Source organism: Neptuniibacter sp. (assembly GCF_024231755.1).
Classification (GTDB): domain Bacteria; phylum Pseudomonadota; class Gammaproteobacteria; order Pseudomonadales; family Balneatricaceae; genus Neptuniibacter.
Window position 1 is genome coordinate 1 of the sequence record NZ_JAAEQH010000252.1, and the last position, 10,748, is coordinate 10,748.

Here is a 10,748-nt window from a genome sequence, read left to right on the forward strand (position 1 = left end):
CCACCAGCCCCCGGAATCGGCCGTAACGCACTAGGACCAGGCCAGATACAGCCCTACGCGGGCTTGGCGTTGCTGAGAACCACCACAGCCCCACAAACAGAACCACACCTTCCAGTCCAAACTCGTATAGCTGAGATGGGTGACGTGGCAGATCACCGGCACGCGGGAACACGACACCCCATGAAACGTCTGTGACTCGTCCCCATAACTCACCACCAATAAAATTACCCACTCGACCCGCACCTAAACCTATAGGGATCAGCGGTGCCACAAAGTCAGCCATTTCAAATAGAGTTTTATTATGCTGCCGGCCAAACCAGTACAGCACAGCGACCACACCTAATAAGCCACCATGGAAAGACATTCCTCCTTCCCAGACAGCAAACAACCAAAGAGGATCAGCCAGAAACTTATCAAAGTTATAAAACAGTACGTAACCCATACGACCACCGAGCACGACACCCATCGCACCCCAGAAGATCAGATCCGAGATCTGTTCTTCATTCCAGCCCGATCCCGGTTTACGCGCTCTGACCACTCCCAGCCACCAAGCTGCGGCAAAACCGATCAGATACATTAAGCCATACCAATGCACCTGCAGCGGCCCGACTGATATAGCAACAGGATCAATATTATGAACCCACACAGTTATCTCCTTTCCTGTGAGTTAAAAACTAAACAAGGTTTGTGAGTAGGAAACGCAATCCTACACAGAGCAGAAAGACTGCAAAAATACGCTTAAGAACAGGCCCTGGCAGGCTATGCGCTAGCTTCGCTCCGACCTTGGCAAAGATAGAACTGGTCAGTACGATGCCCACTAACGCAGGAAGATAGACGAAACCTGCACTCCACTCCGGCATGGCTGGATGTTGCCAGCCTTCCCAGATGTTAGTCGTTGCCCCCATGATCGCGATAGGTAAACCACAAGCAGCTGATGTCGCTACCGCCTGCTGCATCTGCACTCGACGCCAGGTGAAATAAGGAACAGAGAGTGTCCCCCCGCCAATACCAAAAATACTGGATAGCCAACCGATAAATCCTCCAGCCACTGAAAGGTCACGGTTATTAACCGCAGCCTCTCCAGCATCTGGTTTCAGGTTCAACGCCATCTGGATCGACACTAGAATAACGAAACAGCCCAACGCAATCTGCAGCCATGGACCACTCATTTGCCCTGCAGTCTTCACCCCAAGAAAAGCCCCAATCAAAAGACCGACAGCCACTGGTTTGAAAATATCCCAACGTACAGCACCGCGTTTATTGTGGGCCATGGTGGAACTGATTGAGGTAGCGACGATTGTAGCAAGAGAGGTAGCGACCGCCGCATGGGTCAATACTTCCGGTGACATTCCCTGCAGCTCAAAGGTAAAAACCAGCACCGGTACAATTAAAAGTCCGCCGCCGATACCAAACAAACCAGCAACAACTCCCGCCAGAGAACCCAGTACCAGGTAAGTCAAAATAGTCAGAAGCATTGACTATAAACCCTTTCTTCACTTGCAAACTGGCCAGTCCAGCAGCTTTACTGTTATAAGTCCGTATATTACCGAATTAAACTGAGCTTTACCTATGTGCTTGATTACATTTGCCTATAAATCTCATCCTGAGTACTCGCTGATTCTGGTCGCTAATAGAGATGAGTTTTATCAACGTCCCAGCAGAGCGATGCATTACTGGGAAGACAGACCAGATATACTGGCAGGCAGAGATTTGGAGCAAGGCGGTACATGGCTGGGCATCAACACTGCAGGTAAGTTCACCACTGTTACCAACTACCGCGATGGCAGAGCCACAAAACAGAATCCACGCTCTCGCGGAGATCTCACCCGGCTATTCCTAAGCAACGACACTTCAGCCCCTGAATATCTGCAGGAACTCGATGCCATTCAGGATCAATTTGGAGATTACAACTTACTGGTTGGCGATAGCAGCGGCCTGTTTTATCACTCAAATCGCGGAGCAGAAGCCACTCAATTACAACCGGGGGTTTACGGCCTCAGTAATGCGCTGCTGGATACGCCCTGGCCTAAGCTGGTCAAAGTCCGTGACGCATTAAGCAAAGCTATCAGCTCGACGTTTACAGCAGAATCACTATCCGAAATAATGCAGGATCCAACTCAGGCCGCGCCTGAGCTTCTTCCTGATACGGGTATTTCAAACGATTGGGAGCAACTGCTCTCATCCTGCTTTATTAACAGTGAGAACTACGGAACACGTGCAACTACAGTTTTACTGCAAAGACACAATGGTGAGACTGTGCTGCTGGAACAGAACTACACAAAAGAGGGCAAATCTGGACAAGGGCGTATTGAGCTGAAAACAGCCCCTATAGGCTAACTTGGAATAACCGGCTGCGCTGGCAGTGTAATACCCAATTCAGTCAGACGCTCATTGATCAAGACTTGGATACGGTCTGCATCATCCATCGACATCACTTCTGCCAATAGCTCATCCGCATCTTCTTTACTAATCGAACGGATAGTAGATTTCACTTTAGGCAGATTAGTGGCATTCATCGAAAGCATGTCATAACCCATCGCCATCAACAGCAAGCAACCACCCGGCTCAGAGGCCAGCTCACCACAGATAGAAACCGTAGCATTCTCTTTATGTGCTTCCATCGCAATAAACTTCAATGCACGTAACACCGCGGGGTGATAACTTACATACAGATCAGCCACGCGTGGGTTATTACGGTCAACAGCTAGCAGGTACTGGGTAAGGTCGTTGGAACCTACAGAGATAAAATCAACACGGCGCGCAAAACGACGCACCTGATAGACTGCAGCAGGCACTTCAACCATCACCCCCACCAGCGGGCGAGAAACATTTAGCCCCTCCTCCTGCAGCTCACGCACAGCTCGATCGATCTGGCGGTTAGCCTCCTCAACCTCATGCACGCTGGTTACCATCGGCAGCATGATGCGAAGATTATCGTAACCTTCACCGGCTTTGAGCATGGCACGGACTTGCACCAAAAAAATCTCGGGGTGATCCAACGTCACCCTGATACCACGCCAACCCAGGAACGGGTTCTCCTCCTCTATCGGGAAGTAAGGCAATGCCTTATCACCACCGATATCCAGAGTACGCATGGTCACCGGGCGAGGAGCAAAGGCTTCCAGCTGCTTACGGTAGGTTTGCGCTTGTTCATGCTCACTCGGGAAGAAATCACGAATCATGAATGGGATTTCAGTACGGTACAGACCAATACCTTCCGCTCCTCGATCAAGAGAGCGGGCTACATCGGCAATCAGACCAGTATTAACCCATAGCGGAATTGTGTAACCATCGGTAGTTTCTGCTGGCAGATCTTTTAGGGCTTCCAGCTCAACAGCCTCTTCTAGCTCACCACGCAGAATATCACGGTAAGCGGCCAACAGATCTTCGCCTGGCTGTACGTAAATTCGCCCAGAATAACCATCAAGAACCAACTCGCGTCCATCAATACGGGTCAGCGGCAGATCCACGGCACCCATGATAGTTGGGATACCCATCGAACGCGCTAAAATCGCCGCGTGAGAGTTACTTGATCCATGGACAGAAACCAGACCAACCAGCTTATCACTAGGCACTTCACCCAGCATTGCGGGAGTTAACTCATCAGCAACCAGAATGGTTTCATCGGTAAATTCCAGTGCGGCGGGAGAGGCCTCCTGAAGATAAGCCAGCACCCTGCGTCCCAGGTCTTTAATGTCAGTAGCGCGCTCACGCAGATACGGATCATCCATCATTGAGAATTGGCGCACATGCTCTGTGACCACTTCTCGTAATGCACCCTGCGCCCAGTTGCCCTGACGAATACGCGAGATAACCTCTCCCGCTAGAGCATTGTCATCCAGCATACGCAGGTAAACATCAAACAGCGCCTGTTCTTCTGAGCGTAAACGCTGTGCCAGGCTGCGCCCGACTACCTTAATATCACGCCGAACAAGTTTTAGCGCCTCTTCAAAGCCTGCTATCTCTTGCTCAATGTCTTTAGCCGATTTATCAGGGACCGATGCCAAATCAGCAGGCGGTGCAACAACCGTCGCCACACCAATAGCCACACCAGAAGAACCGGCTACACCCTCAAAGCGCAGATCGATTACATCTTTCTTATCCTGATCGGCAATTGTGCCTAAAGAACCTGTTGCTTCCGCATGGGCAATAACACCAGCCAGCTGAGCAGACAACGTAACCAGAAACGCTTCTTCGCTTTCATCAAAGCGACGCGTATCTTTCTGCTGCACAACAAGCACACCCAAAACATCACGGTGGTGAATAATCGGCACACCGAGGAAAGAGCTGAAACGTTCCTCACCGGTAGCTTCAACATATTTAAATGCGGGGTGCTCTGCTGCGTTTTCCAAATTGATAGGTTCGGCTCGTTCTACCACCATACCTACCAGCCCCTCTGCAGCAGAAAGGCGGACTGTACCTACAGCTTCCTTGTGCAAGCCCTCAGAGGCCATCAACACATAACACTGATCACCGGGATCAAAAAGATAAACTGAACATACCTGGGTAGACATAGAGCGCTGTACGCTACGCACGATCAGGTTCAGAGCTGTCTCCAGATTCGGAGCAACACTTACTTCCTGTACGATCTTACGCAATACATCCAGCATCTACTCTATCCCTATGAGGATTTATTATTCTATGCGCGCGAACTTCGATGAAAGCTCACGCATCGCTTTTCGGTACACTTCCCGTTTAAACGAAACTACCTGACCAAGAGGATACCAGTAACTCACCCAGCGCCAACCATCAAACTCGGGTGACTCTGTATGATCGATAGTGACTGCACTATCTTCACTCAGCATCCGTAGCAAAAACCATTTTTGCTTCTGGCCGACGCATACGGGGTGCGAATTGCGCCGGATCATTCGCTTGGGCAAACGATACCTCAACCAGCCGCGCGTAACCGCAACGACCTCAACATCACTAGCAGAGAGCCCGATCTCTTCCCGTAGCTCTCGGTACATCGCTTCTTCGGGGGTTTCATTCTCATTAATCCCCCCCTGAGGAAACTGCCAGGCATCCTGACCTATTCGTCTTGCCCAAAGCACCTGACCCAGCGAGTTTGCCAGAATGATACCTACATTCGGCCTAAACCCATCTGAATCAATCACTTCACTTTTTCCTAAACTCTTTTCAGCTATTGTTCCACACTTCTTTTGTACTCAGCAAATCCTCTTTGTAAGGAATTAGCCTGGACAGGGTATAAATGCACTTAAAATCATACTATAACCAGCATAATTACTGACTTATAGCTTATTATAGAAAGCTCTGTTTTCTAAAATAGCCACGCTGATTTAATTGCATTAAACACGCTTCGCACCTATGCTTGCCGCTCCAAAAACATCTTTGAGGGCAGCCCTTTGAGCTTAGCAATTTTTGACCTGGATAATACTCTGCTTGCCGGTGACAGCGACCACGCCTGGGGCGAGTTTCTCTGCGAAAAAGGAATTGTGGACAGCGAAGAATATAGCCGCGCAAATGACTACTTCTATGAGCAGTACAAAAAAGGCGGTCTGGATATTTTTGAGTTCCTGGATTTTGCACTGCGCCCACTGGCACAACTGGACCGGAAAACTCTGGATAACCTGCATCAACAATTTATGCAGGAGAAAGTCCAACCGATGATGTTGGATAAGGCTCAGGAGCTACTGCAAAACCACCGTGAGCGTGGCGATTACCTGCTGATTATCACAGCAACCAACCGTTTTGTTACCGGCCCTATCGCTGAAAAGCTAGGGGTTGATGAGATCATCGCTACTGACCCGGAAGAGATTGATGGCGATTACACAGGTAAAGTTGCCGGAACACCCTGCTTCCAGGACGGCAAAGTTACTCGCCTGAACAGCTGGTTGGAACTAACCGGTCATAATCTGGATGATAGCTATTTCTACAGCGACTCGCACAATGATCTGCCACTATTGGAGCTGGTAACCAATCCCGTTGCCGTAAACCCGGATGAGATTCTGGAAAACCACGCCAATGAGCATCTTTGGCCGGTGCTGGATCTACGATAGAAAGATTTAAGCTACAACTTTGCAATGCCTGAGGGAGTTATTCAGCTCCCTCATCACCATACTTCGGGTGATAATACCGACCAACTTCCCATCATCAACAACGGCATACACCTTAGGTTTGTTAAGCCCCATCTGCTGAGCCAGATCGACAACACTCTTTCCTAAACTCACCGTCAACGGATCATCACGCATAATATCGGATACTTGGATATGGCTATCGCAGTGATAACTGTCGGTAATCAGGTGAGGTAGACAATCATGCTCTGATAAAAAACCAACCACATGCATGTCTTTATCGACCACCGGTAAACCGATATAACCTGAATCAATTATCAGGCCTACCGCTTCGACCATAGGCATGTTTTCTGTCAAAGGCTTATTAACCGGGTACATAGCGTCTTGAACTTGCAACATAACGCTAACCTCCTGCTCTTCATCACTTTGTAAGTGTGGCAAAGAACAGGAAAATCACAACCTGATAGTTTTACGGGCAAGGATTGGGGTAACGGCAGTTAATATCTTCAATTGACGCCAACAGTTCTTCACTTAAAACCAGTTCCGCTGAAGCGATATTGGCTTTTAACTGCTCCATTGATGACGCACCAATAATATTACTGGTAACAAACTCTCGGCTATTAACGAAAGCCAAAGCCATCTGAGCAGGGTCAAGCCCATGCTCGCGAGCTAAGGCCACATACTCCGCTGTCGCACATTGCCCTTGCTCATTAAGATAACGCGCATAGGTTGGGTAACGGGTGATACGCGCCCCTTCTGGGCGAGCACCATCAAGATATTTGCCGCTTAAGACACCGAAACCCAATGGAGAATATGGCAACAGAGACACCTCTTCACGTTGCAGCACCTCTGCCAAAGCGATTTCTGGCGTACGGTTCAGCAAGCTATAAGGGTTTTGCACTGAGACACAACGGGGAAGACCATGCTTTTCTGCCAGCTGCAGAAACTTCATCGTGCCCCATGCCGTTTCATTAGATAAACCGATATGTCGAACCAAGCCCTCATCTACCAGCTCTTGCAACACTTCCAGTGTTTCTAGAATTGGCGTGCCATCTTTTTCCGGTTGATGGGTGTAATTCAGTTGCCCAAAGAAATTAGTAGCCCGATCAGGCCAGTGCAGCTGATACAGATCGATATAGTCTGTCTGTAAGCGGCGCAGACTGTTGGTTACCGCCTCACGAATATTACGACGATCAAGTGCCATATCCTCACGGATATAGCTCACCATCTCTCCCGGACCAGTCACTTTAGTGGCAACAACCACCTGATCACGGTTGCCTCTAGCCTTAAGCCAGTTACCGATAATTTCCTCATTACGGCCCTGATATTCTGGGGACGTAGGGATAGGATACATCTCTGCACCATCGAGGAAATTTACACCCTGCTCCAGGGCATAATCCATCTGCTCAAAAGCCTCATCCTGAGTTTGATCACTACCAAAGGTCATAGTACCCAGACAGATCAGACTCACGTTCAGATCGGTGTTACCTAACTTGCGATACTGCATAGCCCCTCTCCCTAATCAGCCTTACGAAGAAGGCAGAACTCTGACAAAGAACGATTTCAGATAATCGGTTTCTGGAATTGCCGGATGTACTGGATGATCAGCTCCCTGATGCCCCTGATCGAAGATCTGAGCATTGCGATCCAGTTCACGGCTGTTACTACGGATAATATCGATCAGGCGATCACGCTGCAGATGCATAGAGCAAGATGCGGATACCAGGATGCCATCCTTTTTCAGCAAACGCATGGCGAAGTTGTTCATACGTGAGTAAGCACGCTCACCGTTACGAATATCTTTCTTCTTGTGAATGAAAGCAGGTGGGTCCAACACAACAACATCGAACTTCTCTTTATCGGCAATCAGTGATTTACAAATATCAAAGGCATCGCCATGGAAGCCTTCAAAACGATCCGCTGCATTATTGATACGCGCATTCTCTGCCGCCACTTCCAACGCGAAATGAGAAGCGTCAACACAGATCGCCTGATTAGCCCCCGCCGCTAATGCCTGAGCACCCCAGCCACCAACATAACTGAACAGGTCAAGAACGCGTTTGCCTTCCACATGACGCTGCATCTGAGCACGGTTGTTACGGTGATCATAGAACCAACCCGTTTTCTGACCTCGCTGTAAAGGAGCGACCAGTGGCACTGAGTTTTCCATCAGTGGACATAGCTCTGGAATATCACCCTGCACAATCTCTGTATAGGTCTCCAAGCCTTCCATATCACGCATTTTGCCGTCATTTCGCAACAGGATAGCTTCAGGAGTAAACACTTTATTCAGCGCGTCGATAATATCTTCCAGCACCTGCTCCATACCTGCGGTGGAGATCTGTACGACAAATACATCGAAGAAGCGATCTATAACCAACCCTGGCAGGCCATCACTGTCACCAAATACCAGACGGTAACAGTTATCGAAAAAACAGCTTTCGCGCAGCGATAAAGCGACCTTCAGACGATGGATAATCAACGAACGGTCCAGCCGGTATTTCAGATCACGACTAACAATTCGTCCGCAGATCAAGGTGTTAGGGTTAACATAAGCGACCCCAACAGGTTTGCCTTTATCGGTTTCCACAATAACTTGCTCGCCCGGCTCAAAGCTCTTTAACGGCGTGGCACGGTTATCAACTTCGTTACTGTAGATCCAGAGATGACCGCCACGTAAGCGACGCTCAGCTCCACTATTTAGTTTTAGCGTTTGTAGAGACATGTTTTTCCAATGCAGGGCACATGAATAACGAGGATAGATTCTTTAGAGCAAGGAAAATATCATCGAAAAAGCGCAGTTTACTGAAGTAAATACTCGCTTCGCTCACCCTAACGGGCCACCCTGTGGGCGTTGTGGCAGCAACTGCCGCTGAGCACAGATGGGATTTAACGCAGCTATCAAGAATATTGACCGTTATTCAAAAGCCCTTGTTTTACAGACAACTGTCCCGGCATATAGCCGGGACAATAAAAAATTACAGTAGGCAACAGACTTACAGACTGAGCCTTAAAGCACTATTACGCTTCTGATTCGCACAGGTCAGCGTACGCTTCACCGTCCATCAGTTCATTCAGCTCATCTGCATCAGACAATTTCAGCTTGAAGAACCAACCATCACCGTAAGGGTCAGAGTTTACCAATTCAGGAGAGTCTTCCAGCTCTTCGTTGATCGCTACAACTTCACCACTCAGTGGCGCGTATACGTCAGAGGCTGCCTTAACAGACTCTACTACACCAGCTTCATCGCCTGCAGCCAGTTCAGCACCCGCTTCCGGCAGCTCAACAAACACCACATCACCCAGAAGATCCTGCGCATGGTCTGTTACTCCGATAACCACAGTGCCGTCACCTTCAACACGAATCCACTCATGACTAGCAACGTATTTCAGTTCAGATGGAATGTTACTCATGTATATTTCCTACCCTTAGGGTCCTGTTAAATCTTAATCAAAAACTTTTTTGCCATTACGTACAAAGGATGGACGAATAACACGCACAGGTACCAATTTACCTTTACCACGCAGATCCACCTCGGCACTATCCCCGGTCGCTGCAGGCACACGCGCCATTGCGATAGAGACGCCCAGTGTCGGTGAGAAGCTACCACTGGTAATCACCCCTTCACCCACACCTTCAACAATAACTTTCTGATGGGCACGCAGAACACCACGGGCTTCCATTACCAGACCAACCAGCTTCTCTGCTACACCCGCTTCTTTCTGCTGTTGCAGCGCTTCACGGCCGATAAATACCCGCTCTTCCGGTTCCCATGCGATCGTCCAGCCCATATTGGCAGCCAGAGGGGATACTGTTTCATCCATATCGGAACCGTACAGGTTCATACCCGCTTCAAGACGCAGGGTATCACGAGCCCCCAGACCACACGGCTTAACACCCGCATCCGCCAGAGCCTGCCAGAAATCAGCCACTTCATCTTCAGGCAGCAAGATCTCAAGACCATCTTCACCGGTATAACCTGTTCTGGCAATAAACCAGCCCTCAGATTCCAAACCCTGAAAAACTTTCAGCTGAGCTATCAGATTAGCACGAGATTCTGTTACTGCCTGTTTTGCTAGCTCAATCGCTGTTGGCCCCTGAACCGCAACCATGGCCAGATCAGGCTGCTCCGTCAGAGCCACATCATCAAAACTGGCAGTATGGTCTGCCATCCAAAGCAGGTCTTTTTCACGAGTCGCACAGTTAACTACGACACGGAACCACTCACCGGCAACACCGGGCTCAGTCATCAGATAAACGATCAGATCATCGATAACATGACCGTCTTCATTCAGCATACCGCTGTAAAGCGCTTTACCTTTCTCCTGCAATTTAGCGACATCATTCGCCAGCAGGTAGCGTAGGTATTCTTTAGCGTCGGTACCTGTTACGTCTACAACCGTCATATGGGAGACGTCAAACATACCGGCAGCATTGCGGACCTGGTTATGCTCTTCTACCTGAGAGCCATAGTTGATTGGCATATCCCAACCACCAAAATCGACCAGTTTTGCACCCATTTCCTGATGCTTTTCATACAGTGCTGTTTTGCTGCCCATCTATTTTTAAACTCTTATTTCGTGGCGAAGCTGAGATCAGATATAAAACGAAGAACGGAAACCTGCCCAGATCACCTTTATTTTTGTTCATACATCCGGGTGTAAGAGAAAAAATGCCCGAAAAGTAAAAAAAGGGAAGACAATTTATAGGGATTC

The 10,748-nt window shown here is 48.9% G+C and carries 11 protein-coding genes; 2 read left to right on the forward strand and 9 right to left on the reverse strand.

Going from position 1 to position 10,748, the window contains the following annotated elements:
* Together lgt and GY843_RS13355 are read right to left on the reverse strand one after the other, a co-directional pair.
* Window positions 1–646, reverse strand: a 646-nt coding sequence (gene lgt, locus GY843_RS13350) for a prolipoprotein diacylglyceryl transferase (protein ID WP_297310428.1), incomplete at its 3' end; no start/stop codon positions are given.
* 28 nt (window positions 647–674) lie between these two features.
* Entirely contained in the window at window positions 675–1,475 is an 801-nt protein-coding gene (locus GY843_RS13355) for a sulfite exporter TauE/SafE family protein (protein WP_297310429.1), read from the reverse strand.
* A gap of 94 nt (window positions 1,476–1,569) precedes the next feature.
* Here GY843_RS13355 and GY843_RS13360 point away from each other — a divergent pair, with 94 nt between their 5' ends.
* A complete protein-coding gene (locus tag GY843_RS13360; protein ID WP_297310430.1) occupies window positions 1,570–2,337 on the forward strand; it encodes an NRDE family protein in 768 nt (255 codons plus the stop codon).
* Here the strand turns inward: GY843_RS13360 and ptsP are convergent.
* Window positions 2,334–4,610, reverse strand: a complete 2,277-nt coding sequence (gene ptsP / locus GY843_RS13365; RefSeq protein WP_297310431.1) for a phosphoenolpyruvate--protein phosphotransferase — start codon at window positions 4,608–4,610, stop codon at window positions 2,334–2,336. The genes GY843_RS13360 and ptsP overlap by 4 nt on opposite strands.
* A 24-nt stretch (window positions 4,611–4,634) precedes the next feature.
* Window positions 4,635–5,114 (reverse strand): RNA pyrophosphohydrolase, encoded by a 480-nt coding sequence (locus GY843_RS13370; protein WP_297310432.1) that lies wholly within the window; start codon window positions 5,112–5,114, stop codon window positions 4,635–4,637.
* A 249-nt stretch (window positions 5,115–5,363) separates the two neighbouring features.
* Between GY843_RS13370 and GY843_RS13375 the strand changes: the two genes are divergently transcribed.
* Window positions 5,364–6,017 (forward strand): HAD family phosphatase, encoded by a 654-nt coding sequence (locus GY843_RS13375; RefSeq protein ID WP_297310433.1) that lies wholly within the window; start codon window positions 5,364–5,366, stop codon window positions 6,015–6,017.
* 6 nt (window positions 6,018–6,023) lie between these two features.
* On the opposite strand, the gene GY843_RS13380 is transcribed toward GY843_RS13375, so the two are convergent.
* The 5 genes from GY843_RS13380 to gcvT form a co-directional block, all read right to left on the reverse strand.
* Window positions 6,024–6,431 carry a CBS domain-containing protein gene (locus GY843_RS13380; RefSeq protein WP_297310434.1) on the reverse strand — a complete coding sequence of 136 codons (408 nt, stop codon included), beginning with the start codon at window positions 6,429–6,431 and terminating at the stop codon, window positions 6,024–6,026.
* A gap of 70 nt (window positions 6,432–6,501) precedes the next feature.
* On the reverse strand, window positions 6,502–7,539 hold the full coding sequence (locus GY843_RS13385; protein ID WP_297310435.1) for an NADP(H)-dependent aldo-keto reductase: 1,038 nt from the start codon (window positions 7,537–7,539) through the stop codon (window positions 6,502–6,504).
* A gap of 21 nt (window positions 7,540–7,560) precedes the next feature.
* On the reverse strand, window positions 7,561–8,757 hold the full coding sequence (locus GY843_RS13390) for a class I SAM-dependent rRNA methyltransferase (RefSeq protein WP_297310436.1): 1,197 nt from the start codon (window positions 8,755–8,757) through the stop codon (window positions 7,561–7,563).
* Between the two features lie 296 nt (window positions 8,758–9,053).
* The gene (gene gcvH / locus GY843_RS13395; RefSeq protein ID WP_297310437.1) at window positions 9,054–9,446 is read right to left on the reverse strand and encodes a glycine cleavage system protein GcvH; all 393 of its coding nucleotides are present in this window, start codon (window positions 9,444–9,446) and stop codon (window positions 9,054–9,056) included.
* A gap of 33 nt (window positions 9,447–9,479) precedes the next feature.
* On the reverse strand, window positions 9,480–10,592 hold the full coding sequence (gene gcvT, locus GY843_RS13400; RefSeq protein ID WP_297310438.1) for a glycine cleavage system aminomethyltransferase GcvT: 1,113 nt from the start codon (window positions 10,590–10,592) through the stop codon (window positions 9,480–9,482).
* Window positions 10,593–10,748: the final 156 nt, after the last annotated feature.

Excerpts from the sequence above, each read along its gene's own strand:
- GY843_RS13355 (WP_297310429.1), bottom strand. The coding sequence starts at position 1,475 with ATGCTTCTGACTATTTTGACTTACCTGGTACTGGGTTCTCTGGCGGGA.
- GY843_RS13360 (WP_297310430.1), top strand. The coding sequence starts at position 1,570 with ATGTGCTTGATTACATTTGCCTATAAATCTCATCCTGAGTACTCGCTG.
- ptsP (WP_297310431.1), bottom strand. The coding sequence starts at position 4,610 with ATGCTGGATGTATTGCGTAAGATCGTACAGGAAGTAAGTGTTGCTCCG.
- GY843_RS13380 (WP_297310434.1), bottom strand. The coding sequence starts at position 6,431 with ATGTTGCAAGTTCAAGACGCTATGTACCCGGTTAATAAGCCTTTGACA.
- GY843_RS13385 (WP_297310435.1), bottom strand. The coding sequence starts at position 7,539 with ATGCAGTATCGCAAGTTAGGTAACACCGATCTGAACGTGAGTCTGATC.
- GY843_RS13390 (WP_297310436.1), bottom strand. The coding sequence starts at position 8,757 with ATGTCTCTACAAACGCTAAAACTAAATAGTGGAGCTGAGCGTCGCTTA.
- gcvH (WP_297310437.1), bottom strand. The coding sequence starts at position 9,446 with ATGAGTAACATTCCATCTGAACTGAAATACGTTGCTAGTCATGAGTGG.
- gcvT (WP_297310438.1), bottom strand. The coding sequence starts at position 10,592 with ATGGGCAGCAAAACAGCACTGTATGAAAAGCATCAGGAAATGGGTGCA.